Annotated in this window: 15 protein-coding genes; 11 read left to right on the top strand and 4 right to left on the bottom strand. The window is 68.4% G+C overall.

Going from position 1 to position 22,708, the window contains the following annotated elements; all coding sequences use genetic code 11:
- Positions 1–4 precede the first annotated feature (4 nt).
- The 7 genes from Van01_RS25710 to Van01_RS33830 all read left to right on the top strand — a co-directional run bounded on the left by Van01_RS25710 (position 5) and on the right by Van01_RS33830 (position 15,243).
- The gene (locus tag Van01_RS25710; protein ID WP_204012749.1) at positions 5–1,852 is read left to right on the top strand and encodes an AfsR/SARP family transcriptional regulator; all 1,848 of its coding nucleotides are present in this window, start codon (positions 5–7) and stop codon (positions 1,850–1,852) included.
- Between the two features lie 194 nt (positions 1,853–2,046).
- The gene (locus Van01_RS25705; RefSeq protein ID WP_204012747.1) at positions 2,047–2,274 is read left to right on the top strand and encodes a hypothetical protein; all 228 of its coding nucleotides are present in this window, start codon (positions 2,047–2,049) and stop codon (positions 2,272–2,274) included.
- Positions 2,275–2,326: 52 nt separating this feature from the next.
- Positions 2,327–2,539, top strand: a complete 213-nt coding sequence (locus Van01_RS25700) for a hypothetical protein (protein ID WP_204012745.1) — start codon at positions 2,327–2,329, stop codon at positions 2,537–2,539.
- 335 nt (positions 2,540–2,874) lie between these two features.
- Positions 2,875–3,102, top strand: a complete 228-nt coding sequence (locus Van01_RS25695) for a hypothetical protein (protein ID WP_204012743.1) — start codon at positions 2,875–2,877, stop codon at positions 3,100–3,102.
- 1,287 nt (positions 3,103–4,389) lie between these two features.
- Positions 4,390–8,331, top strand: coding sequence for a LamG-like jellyroll fold domain-containing protein (locus tag Van01_RS25690; protein WP_204012741.1), 3,942 nt, complete (start codon positions 4,390–4,392; stop codon positions 8,329–8,331).
- Positions 8,332–8,408: 77 nt separating this feature from the next.
- Positions 8,409–14,519, top strand: a complete 6,111-nt coding sequence (locus Van01_RS25685) for an RHS repeat domain-containing protein (protein WP_204012740.1) — start codon at positions 8,409–8,411, stop codon at positions 14,517–14,519.
- Between the two features lie 412 nt (positions 14,520–14,931).
- The gene (locus Van01_RS33830) at positions 14,932–15,243 is read left to right on the top strand and encodes a response regulator transcription factor (RefSeq protein WP_373306292.1); all 312 of its coding nucleotides are present in this window, start codon (positions 14,932–14,934) and stop codon (positions 15,241–15,243) included.
- Between the two features lie 240 nt (positions 15,244–15,483).
- Here the strand turns inward: Van01_RS33830 and Van01_RS25675 are convergent, their stop codons facing one another.
- The gene (locus tag Van01_RS25675) at positions 15,484–16,341 is read right to left on the bottom strand and encodes a LysR family transcriptional regulator (RefSeq protein ID WP_204012737.1); all 858 of its coding nucleotides are present in this window, start codon (positions 16,339–16,341) and stop codon (positions 15,484–15,486) included.
- A 70-nt stretch (positions 16,342–16,411) separates the two neighbouring features.
- On the opposite strand from Van01_RS25675, the gene Van01_RS25670 reads away from it, so the two are divergent.
- Complete coding sequence (locus tag Van01_RS25670; protein WP_204012736.1) at positions 16,412–17,380, top strand: nitrilase family protein; 969 nt, start codon at positions 16,412–16,414, stop codon at positions 17,378–17,380.
- Positions 17,381–17,636: 256 nt separating this feature from the next.
- On the opposite strand, the gene Van01_RS25665 is transcribed toward Van01_RS25670, so the two are convergent.
- Positions 17,637–18,425, bottom strand: a complete 789-nt coding sequence (locus tag Van01_RS25665; RefSeq protein WP_204012735.1) for a DUF4253 domain-containing protein — start codon at positions 18,423–18,425, stop codon at positions 17,637–17,639.
- Between the two features lie 256 nt (positions 18,426–18,681).
- Here Van01_RS25665 and Van01_RS25660 point away from each other — a divergent pair, with 256 nt between their 5' ends.
- The gene (locus Van01_RS25660; RefSeq protein ID WP_204012734.1) at positions 18,682–19,224 is read left to right on the top strand and encodes a hypothetical protein; all 543 of its coding nucleotides are present in this window, start codon (positions 18,682–18,684) and stop codon (positions 19,222–19,224) included.
- A 72-nt stretch (positions 19,225–19,296) separates the two neighbouring features.
- On the opposite strand, the gene Van01_RS25655 is transcribed toward Van01_RS25660, so the two are convergent.
- Together Van01_RS25655 and Van01_RS25650 are read right to left on the bottom strand one after the other, a co-directional pair.
- Positions 19,297–19,986, bottom strand: coding sequence for a class I SAM-dependent methyltransferase (locus tag Van01_RS25655; RefSeq protein WP_204012732.1), 690 nt, complete (start codon positions 19,984–19,986; stop codon positions 19,297–19,299).
- 144 nt (positions 19,987–20,130) lie between these two features.
- Entirely contained in the window at positions 20,131–20,451 is a 321-nt protein-coding gene (locus tag Van01_RS25650; protein ID WP_239093942.1) for an ArsR/SmtB family transcription factor, read from the bottom strand.
- A gap of 98 nt (positions 20,452–20,549) precedes the next feature.
- Between Van01_RS25650 and Van01_RS25645 the strand changes: the two genes are divergently transcribed.
- Together Van01_RS25645 and Van01_RS25640 are read left to right on the top strand one after the other, a co-directional pair.
- On the top strand, positions 20,550–21,626 hold the full coding sequence (locus Van01_RS25645) for an NADH:flavin oxidoreductase/NADH oxidase (RefSeq protein WP_239099300.1): 1,077 nt from the start codon (positions 20,550–20,552) through the stop codon (positions 21,624–21,626).
- 194 nt (positions 21,627–21,820) lie between these two features.
- Positions 21,821–22,606: an alpha/beta fold hydrolase gene (locus tag Van01_RS25640; RefSeq protein WP_239093944.1), complete on the top strand. Its 786-nt coding sequence runs from the start codon at positions 21,821–21,823 to the stop codon at positions 22,604–22,606.
- Positions 22,607–22,708 lie beyond the last annotated feature (102 nt).

Genomic DNA, 22,708 nt, shown 5'->3' with positions numbered 1-22,708 from the left:
AGGCATGCGTTACCTGGTGCTCGGGCCGGTCGCGACGATGCGGGACGGCTGGATGCGTTCGATACCTTCGGAGAAGGTGCGGACGCTACTCGCGGCGTTACTGCTCCATCCCAATGAGCAGATGAGCGTGACTCAGTTGACCGACCGCGTGTGGAACGGCGACGCTCCGGCCTCACCTCGCCGCGCTCTGCAGACGAACGTCGTTCGGCTCCGACGCGAGCTGCCGTGGAACGACTCGGTCGTCACGACTCCTGCGGGCTATCTCATGCGGGTGGAGCCGGATGATCTCGACCTGACCGTCTTCCGGCGTCTCCTGGACGAGGCGGCCGCGACGACGGATCTGGAGCGGGAGGCTGAACTGCTGCGTCGGGCGTTGCAGCTGTGGCGCGGCCCTGCCTGTGCCGACGTTCCCTCAGGAGTCATCCAGGAGTACGACGTCCTGGCTCTTACCGAACGACGCCTGCGCGCCGTGGAACGGCGGCTGGAGGTGGATCTGCTCGTGGACCACTTCGATGGTCTGGTGGCGGAGCTGCGCGCGTTGACCGCAGAGTTTCCGCTGCGTGAGCGCTTCTGGGCGCTGCTGATGGCGGCGCTGCACCGGCAGGGACGGCAGGCCGAGGCCCTGGAGACCTACCACACGGTGTCTCACCGGCTCGCGGACGGCCTCGGCATCGACCCCGGCGTCGACCTTCGGAAGATCCACCAGGAGATTCTCACCGGCCGCGGGCAGCACGAGTTGCTGTCCCCACGGACGACCGTCACCGTCCACGGACCTCCCACTGTTCCGTCCAGCCTGCCGACCGACGATCCGCAGTTCGCTGGTCGAGACCGCGAGTTGGCCGCGATCGACGAGTTCGTACGCGACGTTGATTCCGGGGCGCCAGCGGCGCCGCGCACCGTGGTCATTGACGGGCCTGCGGGCATGGGCAAAAGCGCTCTGGCACTGCGTTGGTCGACACTGAACGCCCATCGGTTTCCCGACGGACACCTCTACGTCGACCTGGCGGGATTCGGTCCCACGGCCCCACTGGAGCCGGTCGACGCGCTAGGTCTTCTGCTGCAGAGCCTGGGGACGCCTGTGGAGCAGATCCCGGATTCTTCGTTGGCGCGGGCTGCGATGTTTCGGTTGCGCACCAGCGGGCTGCGGATGCTGGTCGTGCTCGACAACGCCGCGAGCTCGGACCAGGTGCGCGCTCTGCTCCCCGGCGCCAGTTGCCTGACGATTGTCACCAGCCGTAACCAGTTGAGGGGCTTGGCGACCCGGCATGCTGTCAGGCGGGTTACCGTGCCACGGCTCAGCCCGGGCGACGCGTGTGCCCTCATCGGGGCGGTGGTCGGCGGCAGGATCGACCCCGGTTCGCAGGAGGTCCGACGGCTCGTGGAGCTGTGCGACCGAACGCCGCTGGCTCTGCGGATCGTAGCGGAGAAGGTAGCCCGCCTACCCCACGTGTCCCTGCCCCACCTGCTACGGGACCTTATCGAGGACGAGGAACGGCTGGAGGCTCCGGCCGACTTCGACGCCAATCTCGTCAATTTCCGTACGGTGCTGTCGTGGTCCACGCGGTCGCTCGACGCGCAGAGCCTGATACTTCTGCGGCGACTGGCGACCGATGCCGGGGAGGAGTTCTCGTTGACCGCGGCGGCCGAACTCGCAGCCGTACCGCCCACGGTCGTCCGTAGCCCCCTCGACCGGCTGGTCGCCATCAATCTGCTGGGACAGGAGGGCCAGTACCGTTACCGCCTCTCCCCGCTCGTGCGTGCCGTGGCCGTTGGCCTGACGACGTCCTCGGCGTCGCTGTCCGTACCCGTGACGCGCCTGGTGGGTACGGCGATGGCGCTCAAGGCGGTCTGAGCGGGGGCGGATCGCCATGAGGAGCATGACGGCCGTTCGGCTGGCCGCGCCGGCGCCGATGGCGGCCGGGGGAGGTGATCCTGGGCGTTACGGCGACGGCCGGGGGTGCTGTCGGGCTCCTGACGACGACGGAACCGACTCTTGCGCGGGGATCGTGGCCGGTCCGAACGGAAACATGTTGCCCAATCGAGGCGTTGACCGTTGACGACGAGGGTGGGATCTGGACTGCCCACGGCGAGGCGGGGTGGAACAGCCTGCAGGGTTCCGGCCCGGTGCGGTGGGCTGCTGACGGTACCCGGTTGTGGGGCTTCGATGTCGCGTGCCACGAGGCGGTGGTCAATGCCACCCGGGACGCCACCTGGTCGTACTCGTGGCCGACCGGCCTGACCTGCTTCCGGGAACGGTGTCCCCGAGCGGTATGACAGTCCGCTGCACGACGTCCACGCCGTCGCGTTCGACGGGAGTCGCCTGCTGTTGGCCGGCGCGGAGCGTCCGGAGGGACGAGCTGACCTTCTGTACCGGGCTGTTCTGGTCAACGGTCGGGTCCGCCGCGAAGACCGCGTGCGGGTCGTCGACCGGGCCGGACGGCCGCTGGACTGGACCGTACTGACGAGCCACGGTAGCCGCATGTTTCTGAACGATCACGGCGACGGGTTCCACGTCCTGGACCTGTCGGCCGCCGCCTGACCTGGGAACGGAGAGACGGACGAGATGAACCGACGACGGTTGCGCCCGGTGCCCGGTACGCCCCGGTGGGCCGTCGCGGCAGCGTGGGGGAGTGTGGCGTGCGTGCTCCCGTCATCGTTGTGGCGGATGGCGCTGGGTGTCGGGGTGCCGCTCGGGTGGACTGAGGAGCAGCTTCGACTGCTGCGAATCCCCGGCTACGGCACCTTCTACGTCTTCATGTTGAGTCTTGCCACGCTGGCCGCCGCCTCCCTGACACTCGGACTTGTGTACCGGTGGGGTGAGCGGGTTCCGCTCCGCGTGCCGGCCGTGGGGGGAGGCGGGTCCCGGTCCCGTTCGTGGTCACGCTTGCGGTGGGCGGGGCACTGTCGGTGCTCGCCGCCGTGGTCCTCAGCATCCTCAACTGGCCCAGTGTCAACGGGTTCGCCGGGCGGCTGGATTCGGGATGGTCCCTGTTTATGATCGCCTGTTACGCCCCCGTCGTGCTGTGGCCCCCGCTTCTGCTCTCGGTCACGTGGGCGTACGTCCGACGGCGGCGCTACCGCCTCAACCGCGGCGGCGACTGACGCCGCCCTGCACTGTCGCGTCGGTCCGCATGGGCCTCGACCCTCGCACCCGCGACCACGTAACCGCCGCATCCGCGAAGGGATTGCTATAAAAGCACTTTACCGGTCACCAGAAAGTGGCCCTTGGCCATTGACGCTCTCATTAATCAAGAAGATCATCGACTAATGGCTGCTTCCGTGAGCGGCCGGGGATGCCTGCAGGACTCTCGGAGGTTGAGGGTCGAGCTCAGGCGTACGGCGACCTACTGAGCCAGCTACTGTTGAGGTATCCCATCGCGCTCAGCGGGCCCTGGTGGGAAAGGTCCGGGTGAAGCGCACCGACCAGGAGTTCACCGCAACTCCCGATGACGATCAGACCCAACTGCCCCGCGGGTCCTCAGTGGCTCGCAAATGGACACTCGCGCTCGCGTTGTAGAGGCTTGATCGGTTGTTGCGCACGATCACCGCCCCCTGCACGGAGATCAGAGTGGCCCCCCTGATCATGCAGGGCTGAGCGGACACACCGGAGACGACCGTTACGCTCTGACCGCAGTGCCACGAGGCGGAGCTGGAGGTGATCGGGTTGGTGTTGCCGTACGCACGCCAGGTGCCAGCCTCGTCAGCCGCGGCAGGGCCGGCGGTTGCCAGACCCAGCCCGAGAACGGCAGCGACGGCAGCTGTTCGCCCTGCCATCGCTCTCACAGATCGCATGTCGATCCCTTCTTGGTGTGCTGATGTGGGACGAGACTGGAGACTGGCGAAGCGGTTCCGACACAGGAAAAGTTGGCCGTCTCACGTTGACCTTTCCGGCTGTCTCCCTCTTGGCTGCAGGCGCAGTTCAAGTGGCGACCGATTCTTCCTGGGGAGATCAATTTCTAGAATCATCGAACGGTTCATCCATGAGCACTGTCCACCTGTGCCCACCCCGCAATCCGGGCCGCGACGAACGCACGGTTGTCACCCTCAAGACCTGAAAGATCCTGGTCGAGCTTTCTGAGTTTCTCGAAGCGTCCACGATTTTCTTGAGCAGGCTTCTCCTGGCGCCGACGATCACCCGGGCGCATGTCGCCGCGTCACTTCGGACGACGAGATCCGACGGCGAAGCCCAGGGACGAGGTCATCGTGAGACGTCAGGTCGTGACTGGCCTGCTGATCAGCGGGATGGTGGTAACCGGACTGGGCGCTCCTGCCGCGGCCGGTTCTTCCCCCTTGCAACAGCAGGCGAAACCAGCTGTCGAGGTGCCGGCCCCGCCTGGCTCGGCTGTCCGCGCGACGCAGGAGGCCCGACGGTCAGGCCAACCGGTCGAGGTGAGCGCGCAGCGTGACGAGTTCGGCGACGTGTACGCGAACCCGGACGGGTCGTTCAGCGCGAAGCTGCATCTCGAACCCGTGCGCGTTCGGCGCGGCGGAGAGTGGACGGCTGTCGACACCACCCTCAAAGCGGCATCCGACGGACGGGTCATGCCCGCCGCGGCGAGCGTGGACGTGTCGTTCAGCGGTGGTGGTGAGGGTCCGGTGGTCCGACTCGCGGACGGTTCGGCCCAACTGGCGCTGACCTGGCCGACGCCGTTGCCCGCGCCGACTCTGGTTGCGGACACCGCCACCTACACCGACGTGCTTCCGGGCGTGGACCTACGTCTCAAGGCCACCTCGCGTGGCTTCTCCAAGGTCTTCGTGGTCAAGAACCGAGCGGCGGCCCGGGACCCTCGCGTCGCCAGGCTGGCGTTCGGCCTGACCGCGAAGGGCACCAAGATCCAGGCAGACGAGCACGGCAACGTCGCGGCGAACGACACCACTGGGAAGCCACTGTTCAGCATGGGCGCACCCCTGGTCTGGGACTCCTCCGGGCCGCAGCCACGACGCGCACTTGGCCGCGTCACGCACGGCAACGGGCGTCTTGCGATCACCCCGGACCCGGGCCTGCTCACCGACGAGCGGACGCGATTCCCGGTGTATGTCGACCCCGACGTCAGTGTCGGACGGACCGGCTGGGCGTTGGTGACCACCGCCAAGGCGACCCAGTCGTACTGGAACGGCGATGGCGACAACATCGCCAAGGTCGGTCCCTGTCCGATCTCGTACGACTCGACGTGCAGGGACGTCGGTACTGCCATGTCGTACTTCCAGTTCAATGCGTCGGCGTTGGCGGGCAAAGAGATTCTTGGTGCCGAGTTCAACGTCTTCGGTCGGTACTCACCGAGATGCGACGCGCCGCGGGAGGTGGAGGCATGGGGCACGAACCCGGTGAGTTCGGCGACGACCTGGAACAACCAGCCGTACTGGCTGTCCAGCAAGGTGCGTCTGGGAGCCCATGTTGCGTCGTTCTACGGCACCTCGTCCTCGTGTAACCCCCGGTGGCTCGGGTTCGGTGCCAAGGCGGCGGTGACCAAGGGCCTGGACAGTCATGGTGGCACGGTGGCGATCGCCCTTCGGGCCACGGGCACCGACGAGTACTCGTGGAAGAAGTTCGACACGAACCCGACTCTGGTGGTCAGCTACAACTCGCGCCCGAACGTGCCGTCGGCGCTGTCGGTGGAGGGCAAGGGCTGCAAGCAGTCCCCGAACGAGCCCCATGTCAACCCGCGGATCGACAACGACCCGCTCAAGGGCCCCCGCGGACCCAGGCTGACCGCCACGGGCAGTGACCCGGACGCCGGGTCAGTGCAGGTGGAGTTCGAGTGGGCGAACTACTCCGGCACCCGCATCGGCGGGGCGACGACAGTGATGAAGTCCTCAGGCTCGACGTTCACCGCGGACGTCGCCTCAGCCGCCGCTGCAGACGGGGCGAAGCTGGCGGTCCGGGCCCGCGCCAAGGACAGTTCACTCATTTCGAACTGGACCTCGCCGTGGTGCCACGTGGTCATCGACCGCACCGCACCCAACACGCCCACGGTCACCTCGACCACCTACCGCGAGTGCGACGGCCCCGACTGCCAGGCCAGCGGTGGCGTCGGACAGACCGGCGCCTTCACCCTGACCCCCGCCGCCGGCGACAGCGACGTGGCCGGTTACCGCTACCACCTGCACGACCAGGCGCCCACCTACGTCCAGGCCGGCGCGGACGGTAAGGCGGTCGCCCAGATCACCCCGAACGACGACATGAGTACGGACCTGTACGTCCGGGCGGTCGACCGGGCCGGCAACGTCTCTCCGCCGAGGATCTACCACTTCTTCGTCGGCGCGGGCACCCCGCCGACCGGCCACTGGCGTCTGCAGGGGCACACCGAAACGGCTGCACGTGACGACTCCGGTGGCGGACGGCACGGCACGGTGACCCTCGGCCCGGCTACCTGGCGCGAAGGACGTCACGGCACCGGCCTGTGGATGAACGGCACCCTTGACGCGTCGGTGACGACCTCCGGAACGGCGCCGATCGACACGTCGAAGACCTTCGCGGTCGCGGCGTGGGTGCGGCTGGACCGGTTGGGTGGATTCCCGGCCGCGGTGTCGCTCGACGGCGGTGCCACGGCGGCGTTCCAGCTTCAGGCCACGCCGGAGGGCGAGTGGGCCTTCGCGATGCCCAGCGCGAACGTCAATGGCGGTGGGACATCGCACTACCGGGTGCGGTCGGACCGGCCGGCGCGGACCGGTGCCTGGACCCATCTGGTGGCGGTGCATGACGCCGCAGCCATGCGGCAGTTGCTGTACGTCAACGGCCGGTTGGCGGGATCGTTGACCAGGACGATCCCGGCGTGGCGGGCTGAGGGTCCGCTGACCCTGGGCCGGTCCCAGTGGAACAGTGCCAGGGTCGACCCGTGGCCGGGCACGCTGGATGACGTGCGCGTCTACGACCGGCTCCTGGCACCTGAGGAGGTTCGGGATCTGGCTAACCTGCCCGCCGTGGCGCAGGCGCACTTTCCGCTCGACGACCGATTGGGAGCCACATCGGTCGATGTCGCCGGCCGGCATCACGTCGGTACCTTCGGGCCCGGCACGTCACAGGTGACCGGCCGGGTCGGCGCCGGAGCTGTCGACTTCGACGGCAGCGGCTCCGGCGCGTTGACGACGACCGGTCAGGTGGTGCGGACCGACAGCAGCTTCACCGTCGCCGCGTGGGTCAAGCCGGACGTCGATTCGTACAGCACCACGAGGACCGTGGTGAGCCAGCACGGTGAGTTCGCCAGCGGATTGAACCTCCAGTACCGGCCTGACAAGGGTTGGTCGTTCATGCTGTTCCACAAGGACGAGCACAACGCGGCGCGGACCATCGCGTCCACGCCGGCCAGCCAGGGCCAGTCGAACTGGCTGCACCTGGCCGGTGTGTACGACGCCGCGGCCCAGCAGATCCGCCTGTACAAGGACGGCGAACTCGTCGCTACGGAGCCCTACACCCTGCCCGCATGGCACGCGAACGGGCCGATGGAGATCGGTAGGGCCAAGTACAACGGCGGTGTCAAGGACCCGTGGAAGGGTGCGATCGACAATGTCCAGGTGTGGTCCGGGGCGCTCACCGGTGACCAGATCCGCGCCGAGTTCACCGATCCCGCCTCGGTGAAGCAGACGCCACACGGCGGTCAGTTGTCGCGGTACTGGAGTCCGGCGGGCCATCACGTGGTCACCACCCGCCCCGTCGCCGCGGATCACCGCTTCGAGTGGTCCCTGGGCACGTTGACGCCAGCGGGGACGGAGGGCACCCGGACGCTGTACTCCTGCCGGGCGCACGTGAATTACTTCCTGTCGCTTATGGAGGACTGCGAGGGGTACACCCGGCTCGGTGCGCTCGGCGGGCTGTACGCCACAGTTCCGGACGGGATCCCGACCGTGCCGGTCCACAGGTGCAAGCAGTCGCCGACTGGAACGCACTTCGCCTCCAGGAGTTCGACCTGCGAGGGCCGGGTGTATGAGGGCTTCCTCGGCCACGCCCTCGCCTACGGCAACCTCGTCGGCAGCCAGCGGCCGTCGACGCCGCCCGACCGCGCCGCCGCGGCGCATGGCCTGCCTGCCGACTACCGGCCGCAGCAGAAGCTCGGCCTGGTCTCCCTGAACGGCGGAGCGGGGACGGTGCCGCTGATGACCTGCCGATCCGGGGAGGACACGTTCAGCTCCACCGACCCCGCCTGCGAGGGCGCGACTGTGGTGACCCAGTCCGCAAGCCTCTGGCACCCGGAGACCCCGCCGCAGGGTGTGACGGAACTCGGTGGTCTGTTCCGCTGCCGCACGACGGCCGGGGACGTCTTCGAGGCAGACAATCCGGGCTGCGACGGCGAGGACTTCGTCGCGTTCCTCGGATACACGATCGCCTCGCTCTGAGCACGACTTCCCTCACCGGGGCGGCGTCGACTCGACGCCGCCCCGGCCCACCCTTCGAACCATTGACGAGGACGCACATGAGCACATCCCGATGGCGGCGAAGTCTCGCCGCCGCCATGGGCGCAGTGATGGCGCTGACCGTCGTCACGCCCGTTCAGGCACGCGAACCCATCGACGGCACGGACGGGCCGGCACCGGTGCAGTGGAGCACGCCGCAGAATGTCCGCAGCGTGCCGGTGCGGCCGGTGGCCGGCCGGACCGCCGCGCCGTCGTCACCGCGCGCACTCACCGGTGACCCGGACGTGACGTGGCCTCCGGCTGGAACCGCGGAGGTGAACCTCACGACCCGCGCTGCGGCGGCCGGCACGCTTCCGGTAGCCGCCGCCGCAGCGGTCAGCGCCGGAGCCACCAAGCGGTCCACCGCTGTGGGTACGGCACCGCAACGGGTACGAGTGGCCGTTCGGGATCGCGCAGCGACCGCCAAGGCCGGTGTGGACGGGCTCGTGCTCGCCGTGCGCCGCGCCGACGGCCGGGCCGAGGCCGCCCCGGTGAAGGTCTCGGTGGACTATTCGTCGTTCCGGCACGCGTTCGGCGGTGACTGGGCGAGCCGGCTGCGGCTCGTGCCGCTGGACGGCGCGGCCGACCCGACGGGGGTGCGCAACGATGTGACGGCCGGTCGGGTCTCGGCCCAGGTGACCGTGTCGGGTACGGACGCGACGTACGCGTTGATGGCGGCGCCCGCGGGTTCCGCGGGCGACTACACGGCGACGTCGCTGTCTCCCGAGGGCAGGTGGCAGGTGTCGACGTCGTCGGGTGCCTTCGCCTGGACCTACCCGATGCGGGTGCCGCCCGTGCCGGGTGGCCTCACACCTGAGATCGCCGCGTCCTACAACTCGCAGGCGGTCGACGGTCGGGTGGCGGCCCGCAACAACCAGCCCTCGTGGCTGGGGGAGGGCTGGAACCTCGGAGAGGCGTTCGTCGAACGGTCGTACAAGGCCTGTGCCGACGACATGGGCTCTGGTGCGAACAACACTGAGAAGACCGGCGACCTGTGCTGGGAGACGCAGAACGCCACGTTGTCCTTCGGGAGCCGTTCGGGTCGGCTGGTGTCCCTGGACGCTGACGGCGACAACTGGCGGTTGATGGACGACGACGGCACCCGGATCCAGCGCCTGACGGGTGCGGTCAACGGCGACGACGACGGCGAGCGGTGGGTGCTGACGGCCACCGACGGCACCCGGTATCACTTCGGGCTCAACCGGCTGCCCGGTTGGGCGTCGGGTAAGCAGGAGACGCGTTCGGTGTGGACCGTGCCGGTGTACGCGAACGAGGCGTCCGACCCGGCCGGTACCGGATACGTCGCCGGGAACTTTGCCGCGTCCAAGAAGGACAAGCAGGCGTACCGGTGGAACCTCGACTACGTGGTCGACCCGAACGGTAACGCCATGAGCTACTACTACGCCACGGAGTCGAACAAGTACGGCGCCAACCTCGGTCGAACTGTCGTGGACTACGTACGCGGTGGCTGGCTCGAGCGGATCGAGTACGGCCTGCGCGACACCAACGCCTACGCCGAGGCGCCCGCCCAGGTGCTGTTCAGCGTGGCCGACCGCTGCGTACCCGGCTCCTCGAACTGTGCCAAGACCAACAAGCCCGCCTGGCCGGACGTGCCGTGGGAACAGGAGTGCACGGCCGCGCCGTGCACCGGGAAGTACTCCCCGACCTTCTGGTCGAGTAAGCGGCTGACCACCGTGACCACCAGGATCCTCCCGACCACCGGCGACTACGTGCCGGTGGACCGTTGGAACGCCGACCACAGCTACCCGGACCCGGGCGACGGCACCAGCGCGGCACTGTGGTTGACCCAGATCCGACACACCGGGGCACGGGGTAGCGAGGCACCGCTGCCACCGGTGCGGTTCGTCGGCACGTTCTATCCGAACCGCGTCAACAGCGCCACCGACGGTTTGCCCGCGTTGAACAAGCTGCGGGTCACCAGCATCCTCGCCGAGTCCGGCGGCAAGACCGACGTGAGCTACTCGGAGCGGGAGTGTGGCACCACGGTGCCGGCCGGCAACACCAAACGGTGTTTCCCGGTCACCTGGACAGCGCCAGAGGAGGCTGACCCCACCGACGACTGGTTCCACAAGTACGTCGTCACGCAGACCGTCGAGGACGACCACGTCCTCGGGGGTACCGGGGGCGGATCCGAGGACATCGTCACCAGCTACACCTACCTTGGTGGCGCGGCCTGGGCGAAGAACGTCGACCCGTTGGTGCCCACCGCCAAGCAGACCTGGAACGAGTGGCGCGGCTACCAGAAGGTCGAGGTGCGCAAGGGCGACCCCGCCGGGCAGCGGTCCCTGACCCGCTACCAGTACTTCCGGGGCATGAACGGCCAAAGCGTCGAGGACTCGACCGGCACCGTGATGGTGGACGCCGAACCTCTCGCGGGCTTCCTCCGCGAGGAGATCACCTACAACGGTGACGGCGGCTCCGAGGTCGAAGGCGAGATCCACACCCCGTGGAAGCGCAGTGTCGCCACCCAGGGCCCGTTCACCGCCTATCAGGTGGAGAACTCCCGGACGGTCACCCGTACCCGGCTGTCCAGCGGCACCTACCGGAGCACCCGGGTCGACACCACGCACGACCATTACGGCAATGCGATCGAGGTCGACGACCACGGCGACACGGCGGTCAGCGGCGACGAGCGGTGCACCAAGACTACGTACGAGCAGCGTGTTGACCAATGGATGATGGACCTGCCGAAGCAGACCACCACCGTCGCGGTCGACTGCGACCGTACGCCGACCCTCCCGGCGGACGCCATCGCCGACGAGCAAGCCACGTACGACGGCGCGGGTAATCTCGCGAAGACCGAGGTGGTGTCCGGCTACACCGGCGGCGAGCCGACCTGGCTGACCACGGCGACCTCCACGTACGACATGTACGGCCGGGTCACCGAGACCACCGACTCGCTCGACAGGACGAGCAAGACCGCCTACACGGAGACCCGCGGCCTGACCACACGCACCAAGGCCACCGATCCCCTCGGTCACACCGTCACCACCGACACAGAGCCGGCGTGGGGTGCGGTGGTCAAGACGACCGACGCCAACGGGCGCAGCAGCACCGTCAAGTACGACCCGCTCGGCCGGATCGTCGAGGTGTGGCAGCCGGGCCGCCTCACGACGGACCCGGCGAGCATCAAGTACGGCTACGAGATCCGCAACGCTGGTGGCCCGAGCTGGGTCCGTACCGAATCGCTGGCGGCCAACGGCAACTACGTCACCGCCTATCAGCTTCTCGACGGTCTGCTCCGACCCCGACAGACGCAGGCGCCCAGCCCGGTGGGCGGTCGGATCATCACCGACACCTGGTACGACTCCCGTGGTCTGGTGGCCCGTACCAACGCCGCCTACCACAACGGCGACGCCGGCCCGGGCACGACACTCGTCGTGCCCGACGCCGGCGCGGTTCCCTCGGCCACGGTGACGGTCTACGACGGCGCCGGACGGGAGACCGACTCCATCCACCTGGTCCGCAACACCGAACGCTGGCGGACCAGGACCTACCACGGCGGCGACCACACAAGCGTCGTCCCACCCGACGGTGGCACCGCGACAACGACCCACGTCGACGCGCGGGGTCGCACCGTCAAGCTCGTGCAGTACGCGACGCGCCCGCAGTCGGGGCCGCCGTCCGGGGCCGGGAACACCACCCGCTACAGCTACACCCCGGGGGACGCGCTCGCGTCGGTCACCGACGCCGCCGGCAACGTGTGGCGCTACAGCTACGACGTCCTGGGGCGCACCGTCAGCGCCGAGGATCCCGACAAGGGCGACTCGACGATGACGTACGACAACGCCGGGCAGCTGCTCACGATCACTGACGCGCGAGGGAAGACGACGGCCTCGTCCTACGACGCCCTCGGTCGTCTCACTGAGACGCGGCTCGGCTCGGCCACCGGCACGCTGCTCACCAAGCGGGTCTACGACACCCTGACGGGTGGCAAGGGCCTGCCGACGTCGTCGACGCGCTACGTCGACGGGAACGCCTACACCCGCCAGGTGACCGGCTACGACGCGGCCGGCCGGCCCACCGGTGACGAGACAGTCATCCCGGCCACGGAGACCGAGGTCAAGGGCACCTACAAGACGTCGTACGAGTACATGCACGACGGCAGCATCAAGAAGGTCATCCTGCCGATGCTCGGCGGCGACCTCTGGGGCGAGACCCTCAACTTCACCTACACCAACCTCGGGCAGCGCGACACGGTCAAGGGCTGGACAACCTACGTCGGCAAGACCGAGTACAACGAGTTGGGTGAGGTCGCGCAGGTCGAGATGGAAGAGCGGGTGGGCAAGCGGCTGGCCTTCACGCCGTACTACGAGGAGGACACCCGCCGACTGACCAAGACCCTCGTCGAACGGGACAAGCCCGAGAGTCCGTTCGCCAACGACCTGACGTACCAGTACGACCACGTCGGGAACGTGCGGGCCATCACCGACCGGACGATCGGCCACGAGCAGGACCGGCAGTGCTTCGACTACGACCAGCTGCGCCGGATGACCCGGGCGTGGACGGCCGAGCAGGACTGCACCGTGGCGCCTTCGACCGGAACGGTTGGCGGCCCGGCGCCGTACTGGCACAGCTACTCCTACGACGCTATCGGCAACCGGAAGCAGGTTGTCCGCCACGGTGTCGGCGGCGCGGCGGACTCGACGAGCACCTACGCCTACCCGACGCCCGGGGACGGAGTGGTCCGTCCGCACGCGGTGACCTCCGTGGTCACCGGGTCCACGACGGCGACCTACGGCTACGACGCGACCGGCAACATGACCAGTCGACCCGGACCTTCCGGCACCCAGACCCTGGCCTGGGACGACGAGGGACGGCTGGCGTCCATCGCCAGCGGCGCGCAGCGGACCGAGTACCGGTACGACGCGGACGGCGAAGTGCTGATCCGTCGTGACCCCGGCAAGGTCACCCTGTTCCTGGCCAGCGGCGAGGTCACCGTCGACACCGCCACCGGCAGCAAGCGGGGCACCCGTGTCTACGACGGGATCGGCGTGCGTACCGCGAGTGGCCTCACCTGGACGGTGGCCGACCGCCACGGCACCAACACGGTGGCGATCCACTCCGGCACGTTGGAGGTGACGCCACGGCGAACCGACCCGTTCGGCAACGCGCGGGGCGCCAACCCGGCGTGGCCGGCGGGGGACCGGGGCTTCGTCGGTGGGTTCACCAACCTGGGCACAGGTCTGGTGCGCCTGGGCGCCCGGGAGTACGACCCGCTGCTCGGCCGGTTCATCTCGGTGGATCCGATCATCGACCCGGCAGATCCGCAGCAGATGAACGCCTACGCGTACTCCAACAACAACCCCGCCACCATGAGTGACCCCGACGGGCTGCGGTTCAGCTGCCCCGACGGCGACTGCGGCGGACACCGCGGCCCCAGCGCCAACAAGAAGGGCAAGAAGCACACCGCCGCCAAGGCGCCGGGCACCTCGTACAGCAAGAAGATGTACAAGCTGTACAAGAAGCGGCAGATGCGGAGCTGGAAGTGGGCGCCGCAGTGCGACAGCTGCCACTTCCACGCGGTGAAGGCGAAGAAGAAGGCCGGTCGGGCCGCGTTCGGCCAGCACGGCCGGTCCTGGGACGAGAACGAAGTCATGCGCGACCAGGCGTACCGGGAGGTCGGCGCCGCCCAGGGGCGAGAGGACACGGCACGGCACGAAGCGGATGAACAGCAGGCCCAGAAGGCACGCGAGGCAGCCGAGTGTGAAGCCAGCTTCTGGTGCCGCAACTCGGGGATCGTGCACAAGGTGGTCGACATCGCCACCACGATCGCCGCGGGGGCTGCTAGCGCAGCAGTCTGCGGCTTGACGGCAGGAATCGGTTGTCTCGTCGTTGTCGGTGCGGCCGCTGGGATGCTCGTCGGTGGTACGGCGCACGTTGGCGCCGCACATCTCATCGGCGAGGAGATCACCGATGAGAAGGTGGTTGGCTGGACGTTGAAATCGGCAGCTCAAGGTGGCGTGGCGGCTGCCAGAAAAGGACTCGGTATCGGAGGATGGGCATTATCGAAGATTTATCGCACGGGCGGTCGTGCTGGCGTGCAGAACCAACTCGGTCGCGCCAGGGACTTCGCATCCAAGCGGGAGCACTGGCGATTCGATCTCTGACCTAGGCCGTAACTGACACGTGAGGGGCGTGGCCGGCAGACATCGACTGATGTCGGCCGGCCACGGCCGCCTCGGCTACATGGTCAGAACGGGCCGGACGCTCATCAGCTTGAGGGGTGAAGGGGGTGTTCGGGCCGGTGGCGGCTTCGCGGCTCGCGGGCGTCGCACGTAGCGCCGAGCCCGGTGGCGGCGCCGCGAATCTGGAAGGCAGACGGTGCTGGCTCTGGCTCATCTGCCGTGCCGCCAGGCGGTGACGGCTCCGACGGCATCATCGTGCCGGAGGTGGTCAACCTGGTGCTGGCTTGTGGCCAGAGTGACGCAACGGTGAAGGCACGCGACCCTAGGGTCGCGGATAGACCGACACCAACCAGGCAAACCTCTGGAGTGGATTGAGTTGTCAGTTGACGAGACCGTGCGACCCTGCAATCGGTGCCCAATCAGGCACCAGAAAGACTCCGCCGCGGTCCTCGGTTCTGTCCGCACAGAATGGCACCTTAGTGCTCGCGAGTTGCAGGTCGCGGCGCTCGTGGTGGCTGGGAGAACCAACGAACAGATAGCTCACGAGTTAATGGTCGGGGTCTCGACAGTCAAGAAGCACGTCACACGCATCCTGGCGAAATCTGATTCGCGCAGCCGTACCGAGCTCACTGTGAAATGGTGGGCGGGCGGAACCACTCCCTGGTTCCGCCCGCCCGGCTTCGTCAGCCGCAGTGATCAGTTGTAGTGTGCGTACAGCCGCCACGGCTTGGACTGGTTGTCATGCGGCATGTAGCTGCATTCGTAGCCGCCCCACGTCCCGACCCGGCGACCGTATTCTCCAGCGTCCGTGCAGTCTCTGCGGCCGCCGTCATCGTGGGCGGCACGGAAACTCAAAATCGTGGGCGCCGTCCTGGGCCAACCTGGACCCAGCCCCGGCTCAGCTCGACCGGGTCTTCGCAGCGCCCCGATATGGCCAGGCAGGGAGTCAGGATGCTTGATGGGTTAGGACGGCCAGGAAATTGGCGATGAGGCCGGTGGGTTGGGCGGGTTGCCAGGCGATACCGACGTTCCAGACGGCGGCCGGGTCGTCGAGCCGGGTAAAGGTGACGGTGGGCGGGGCGATGTGGGCGGCGGTGGCGGGGACCAGTGCGGGGCCGGCGCCGGCGGCGACGAGCGCGAGCACGGTCTGTAGGTCGTGGGTTTCGTGCAGAGTGCCAGGACGGATGTGCCAGGCCGCGCACAACCGGTCGATCTGCGCGGCCAGGCCGGATCCCTTGGCGTGGGCCAGCCGGACCAGCGGCTGCTCGCCGAGCCAGCCGATGATGTCGTTCGGGACTGGGTCGGTGCTGGCGATAGCGAGCTGATCGACGCGGAGCACGCGCTGCTGGAGGTTGTCTCCCACGGGTAGTCGGAGGAATCCTGCGTGCAGCTCACCTGTGCGAATCCGATCGATCTGAACCGAGGACGGCAGATCCTCCAGGCTGATCTCGACCCTGGGATACGACCGCCGGAACGCAGCGACCGCGAGTGGAGCGAGGTCGATGGTGGAGAGCCCAAACCCGAGGGCGAGCCGACCCTCTTCACAGCGAGAGAGGCGATGGGCCCTACGTGTGAACTCGTCAGCCGCTGCGACCAACTCACGTGCCTGGGGCAGCAGCATGGCACCGAACTCGGTGAGTGTGGCGCCATGCCGGCCACGGGTGAACAAACTGAGGCCCGTTTCGCGTTCCAGGGCCTGGATGCGTTTGGTCAATGCGGGCTGGGTGATCGCCAGGCTGTGCGCGGCTGGGCCGAAGCCTCGATGGTCGGCCACTGCGACGAAGGCCCGTAACCCTGGATTCATTCCTATACCTTATGCCACTCAGCCAAAGATTCATTGGACGAATGGATGGTGGGTGGTCTGGGATAAAGCCATGGCAGAAGTTCTGAAGATCGCAACGGTGCAGTTCGAGCACCGTGCAGACGACAAGCAGTACAACCTGGAGCGCGTCGCGCACTTCGCGCGTCATGGTGCGGCCGCCGGGGCCCAGCTCGTGGTGTGCCCGGAGATGTGCCTGGTCGGCTACTGGCACATGCGCCGACATAGCGCGGATACGTTGCAGGCACTGGCCGAACCTGTGGGTGGGCCGTCGGTGAGCGCGGTGCGTTCGCTCGCGAAACAGCACGGCATCGGGGTTGGCGCCGGATTCCTGGAAAGCGCTGACGGAGAACTCTTCAACTCCTACGCCGTGTGTCTGCCCGACGGGGCCGTGCACGTCCACCGCAAGCTGCACGCGTTCGAGCACCAGGCCATCAGCAGCGGCGATAGCTACACCGTGTTTGACACGCCATGGGGTGCACGCATGGCGATCCTGATCTGCTGGGACAACAACCTCGTCGAAAACGTCCGCGCCTGTGCCCTGGCCGGCGCCTCGGTACTGATCGCGCCGCATCAGACCGGCGGGACCGCATCCCGCAGCCCTCACGGCATGCACCCGGTCCCCCTGGCCCTCTGGGAAAACCGGCACACCGACCCCGCAGCAATCGAGCGGGAGTTCCGCGGCCCCAATGGACGAGCCTGGCTGATGCGCTGGCTGCCGGCACGCGCCCACGACAACGGCACGTTCGTGATCTTCAGCAACGGAGTCGGCCGCGACGACGACGAGATACGCACCGGCAATGCCATGGTGCTCGACCCCTACGGTCGGATCGTCGCCGAGACCTGGGCAGCCGCCGACGAGATGGTCCTCGCCGAGCTGGACCTCGGGATGGTCCCCCTGTCCACCGGCCGACGTTGGCTCGCCGGCCGCCGCCCGGAACTCTACGACATCCTCACCCGCAGATTCGGCAACGAACGCGACCCACGCACGGCCCGGTTCTCCACCAAACCCGTCAACATCTGACAACGACGCCACGGGCGCGATTGGCCGAGTTCATGATCTTATCTCAACATCCAGAGATCAGATCACGGATCTCCTGGCACGGTGCGGTGCGGGGGGTGAGGACGGACTCGAGCTGCGCGCGCGTGCAGTCGGCGAGAGGACGATCGCGGTGGATCCGCCCAGCCGATCATCGCGCGGTACGTGGTCTCGACGGGCGTCGCGACCGTCGAGATAACGTTCGCGCAGTTCGATGGCGCTGAGCCTGGGCGAGGTCTGGTCAGTCCCACCAGAAGGCCCAGGTGCGAGCCCCGACGAGGTGCTTGGCGTACGCCTGCAGGGAGCCGACGCCCTGCAGGATGATGTCCGGGCAGAACGCGAAATGTTCGGCCGCGACATGCAGCGCGTGCTCGTGGGTGGTCGGCGGGGCGGCGACGCTGAGATACAGGGTGTCGAAGCCGACCTCGACGACGCGTACGTCGAAGCGGTCCTCCCAGGAACGCACGACAGCGGCGATCTCGCCGCTGTCGCCTGTGTGGTTCGCGGGTCCGGCCCACCCGGTGGTAGCGAGTGTGTCCGCGCCGCGGGACGCGGCTACGAGCCCGAGGCGCTTGGTGTCGTCGACGAGTTGGCGCGCGAGACTTGTCGCCTCGGCGTCGGGGTCGCCCACCGTGCCGTGCGGGTGGTCTGTCGGGGAGCCGGCACGGCCGGGCCAGACGCGACCGTACGGTGCGGTCCTCGTGTCGCTGTCGTCGTCCGGAGCGTGCCGGGCCCACCATTCGGCGAGCAGCGCTGCCGGGTCGTGCGCCCCGGGTGCCGAGTTGTGTGCGGGCCAGACCTCGCCGTCGGCCCAGGGGCGGGTGGCGTCTCGGCCGGTGCCCGTGAGCAGGAGCGGGTACAGGCCGGTCTCCGAACGGCGGGCATAGAGCATCGACCAGGTTTCCGCGGCGGCGGGGCCGTCGCTGAGCCAGTACGCGGGTGTGTCGAGCTGTTCGAACGGGGCGACGAGGCGGCCGGGCGGCAGCAGATCGGGCGGCAGCGCGGCGACGAGGCGGGGGAGTTCGGTCACGCGCGCAGGCTAGGTGACGCCTGTGACGGCTCAGCGTCACGTCGACGTTCTGCCGTTGATGTGGCGGACCTGGCTGGCGGGCCGAGCGCCACCTGCGGCCGTGACGCCGATCTGTCGCTACGCCGTAGGCGGTCGGAGCTACCGTCGGAGACTGCCGGTCGTCTGCTGATGGCGACCGTGAACGACGCGTGATCGGGCCGGAACGGCGTACGCCTCGTCATAAATTGCGTGAGCTGATCCCGCCTGGAGGTTTCCCATGTCGACCCATGTCGCCCGGCACCGGCCGGCTGTTCGGCGGTGGCCCGCCGTCGCCGCTGCCGTGTACGTGTCATTGTTCTGTCTGATCGCCTCAACTGCGCTGGTGTGGGACGTGGCGCGGGGCGGTGCCGGCGAGGACAGCGCGGTGGTGCTGCTGGCCATCCTGCTGCGGCTGGTCACGATCGCGATGGCCATCGCGTCGGTGTATCCCTGGGGTCGCGTCGTGCCTGCGTGGATGCTGCTCGCCGGGCTCTGGGGGGCCGCGGCGGTGCAACTCGCGTATCCGATCGCCGAGACCGTGGTCAAAGGGCTGATCCTCACTGGTGCGATGGCGCCGATCGACAAGGGCATCAGCGACATGAGCGCGACCGGCTGGTTCAACTTCGCGGCAGCCTGGGCGGTGTGGGGCGTACCCGGTGTGCTGTTCACCCTGGCGGCTCTGTCCTACGGGCGTCGCCATCCGGTGCGCCGCCGCTGGGTGGTGCTGGGCGTCCTCGGCGGCGCCGCCCTGCTCGCTGGCCTCGGCATCCTGATCGGCTGACCCGCCGTCCGTCCGAAACCCTCGTCGACTGCCGTCCGCGCCGCGGTACGCGCCCCGCACAGTCCTGCCGGATCAGCGGGTCGCGGCGAGCAGGCCGTGCCGGCCGCGCCGCCACGGTACGGACACCTCGCGGTATCCGGCGGCGGTGAGCGCTGCGCGATGCCACGCTGTCGAGGCGGTGAACTCCGCCGACGTCACGTCGTGCAGGGCCGTGGCCCGGGCGGTGGCGGCGTCGGCGAGCGCCGGCTCGGCGAGGGCCCGGTCCCACCATCGGGTCCATGTGCCGTCGTCGACCGTGTCGATGGTGTCGGACACGTCGTCGAGCACGTCGGCGTGCAGCAGCAGCCCGCGTGGGCGCAGCAGCGAAGCGATGTCGGCGTATACGTCGCGGACGCGGTCGCCGGGCAGGTAGTGCAGGGTCATGACGACGAGCACGAGGTCATACGGGCCGCCGAGTGTCGTGTTCCAGTCCGGCGTGCGCAGGTCGACGGATCTGACAGTCGCCGACGGTGGCAGCGTCGCGGCGGCGAGGGCCAGCAGCACCGGATCCAGATCGGCGACGGTCACCTGCGCCGCCGGCCACATGTCGAGCAGATCTCGCGCGGTGGTGCCGGGTCCGCCGCCGAGGTCGAGGACCGTGGCCGGGGCGTCACCCAGCGCGGCCTCCGCCGTCGCCGCTGCCGTCCGCAGCATGTCGGCGCGGCCGGGCTGGTAGCGACCCATCATCGCGTCCCACGATGTCACCAGGTCCGACGTGACCACGGAGTGCTCCTCTCGTCAGTTGCTGGACCCTACCGTCGACAACTCCTTGATGAAAAAGATTCCCGATAATTCGAAACGTCGGGGCTGGTCGCCATGGTGACGCAGGTTTCGGCCGCCTGGTCCTCGTCAACGATTGCGTGGCGTTCACGTCCGGGACTGCTTGGTAGCTGCGGCGATGACGCGCTCGAGCAGGCCGGGAAAGAGTGCGTCGAGGTCGGCGCGGCGTAGCGAGTTCAACTTCGCGGTGCCTCGGTAGACCTGGCTGATGACTCCGGCCTCGCGAAGCACCCGGTAGTGGTGGGTGCCAGTGGACTTGCTGACCGCCAGATCAATCTCCGAGCAGGGCACCTCCACATCCGAGTTGGCCAGGAAGCACACCACCTCCAGTCGCCGTGGATCGGCGAGTGCGTGTAACACCGACTCCAGCCGGATGTCCTCGACGGCTGGATGGTCCAGAACCCTCATCAGTGCCTCCTCCATCCCATACTACGATGCCCGTCGTACTACGACGAACGTCGTAGTACGATGATTGCCGTAGTAAAGACCAGAACATGAGGTGCGCCGTGCTCTTCGAACCCCTGACGCTGCGATCACTGATGATCCCCAACCGGATCTGGATGGCACCCATGTGCCAGTACTCGGCCGCGCCGGACGGCCCTGCGGCCGGCGTCGCCAACGACTGGCACTTCGCTCACCTCGCCGCCCGGGCGGTCGGCGGCGCGGGTCTCATCCTCGTCGAGGCGACGGCGGTCTCTCCCGAGGGCCGCATCAGCCCAGCCGACCTCGGGCTGTGGAACGAACGCCAGGAGAAGGAGCTTGCGCGGATCACCGAGTTCCTGTCCGAACAGGGCACCGTGCCGGCAATCCAACTCGCGCACGCCGGCCGCAAGGCGTCGACCGACCGGCCGTGGCGCGGCGGCGGGCCGGTCGACCGCGTCAACGGCGGCTGGCAGCCGCTGGCGCCCAGCCCAGTGCCGTTCACCGAGGGCCACCCGATGCCGGATGAGCTGACGACGACCGAGATCCGGCGCATCGTCGACGACTTCGCGACGGCAGCCCAGCGTGCACTCCGTGCGGGCTTCCAGGTCGTCGAGGTCCACGGCGCACATGGCTATCTGATCGGCCAGTTCCTGTCCCCGCACAGTAATCATCGCACCGACGGCTACGGCGGCACGTTCGAGAACCGCATCCGCTTCCCGTTGGAGGTGGTCGACGCCGTGCGCGCTGCCTGGCCCGACGACCTGCCGGTGTTCTTCCGCATCTCGGCCACCGACTGGCTGCCCGAGGACCGCGGCTGGACCCTCGACGACACCGTGCGCTTCGCCAAGGAACTGCTCGCCCACGGCGTCGACCTGCTCGACACCTCCAGCGGCGGCAACGCAGCGAACGCCAAGGTCCACACCGGCCCCGGCTATCAGGTGCCATTCGCCGCCAGGGTCCGCGCCGAGACCGACCTGCCAGTGGCCGCGGTAGGTGAGATCACCGATCCCCACCAGGCGGCGACGATCCTGGCCACCGGTCAAGCCGACGCCGTCCTCCTCGGCCGCGAGTTGCTGCGCAACCCCTACTGGCCGCACCAGGCCGCCCGCACGCTCGGCGTACCGGCCCGCTGGCCCGACCAGTACCGCCGCGCTGTCTGAGCCCTGTCGACCATGCCGAGGCGAGGCGCGGTCCAGACGGTCCGGTAGACGGAGCGAGGTCCACAGATCCCCGGCGCGGTTCTACCTGGCGACCGGCCGCCTGACCGGGCACCGGCGAGGGCGGGGAATGGAAGGCGGAGACAGGCGGATATTCGTACGAACATCTGTTTTGGCCGATATGCGTTGTCTTGGGTATGAGTGAGATGTATGTCGTCCGTGACGGTCCGCGACACGCGCCACCGCTGGTTCTGATCCATGGATCGGGCGCCACGAACGCATTCTGGGGTCCGGTCGTGCCGGCGCTCGCCGGTGACCACCACGTGATCCGGATCGATCTGCCGGGCCACGGGCAGTCCCCGCCCGCGTCGTCCTACGAGGTTCCCGCGCAGGCCGACCGGGTGGCAGCAGCCCTCGACGGCCTCGGCATCCGGAACGCGAGCGTCGCCGCGCACTCCAGCGGAGGCTACGTCGCCACGGCGCTCGCTACCGGCCGGCCCGACCTGGTGCGCATGCTCACGCTGATCAGCAGCGGCCCGAGCCTTGATGCGGTGTCACCCCAACCGGTCCTGCTCCGAGCCCTGCTGGCTCCGCCGCTCGGCCCGCTGCTGTGGGCGGTCCGCTCCGACGCGATGGTCCGCCGGGCGGTTGTCGCGACCTGCGCCCGCCCGGTGGCCGTTCCGGACGACGTCGTCGCCGGGCTGCGGGCGACGGGCTACCGCACCACGCGACGGGTTCTCCAACAGCACACCTCGTATCTCCGCCAACGGACGCTGCCTGAGCGGCTCGCCGGGCTTGAGGTGCCGGTGTTGGTGATCTTCGGGTCCGCCGACCCCCGTTGGGATCCGACATCGGTACGTCAGTACGAAGCGGTGCCCCAGGCGCGGATCGAGGTGCTCGCCGGCGTCGGACACCTACCCATGCTGGAAGCACCGGAGGAGGTCGGCGAGTTGATCCTGGCTGCGGCACTTCAACAGCCGTAGACATCCATCCACCCATGGCGCGCAGCCTGGCCGGGACAATCGGGGCAGTGCGGCGCGGGCGGTGCCTCACATGGGAGCGAAACCACGAAATCTCAGGACATC

This window comes from Micromonospora andamanensis, from assembly GCF_016863495.1.
In the GTDB taxonomy this organism is placed as follows: Bacteria; Actinomycetota; Actinomycetes; order Mycobacteriales; family Micromonosporaceae; genus Micromonospora; species Micromonospora andamanensis.
Note: the sequence above shows the minus strand (reverse complement) of the source record. Positions and strands in the feature narration are given on the sequence as shown.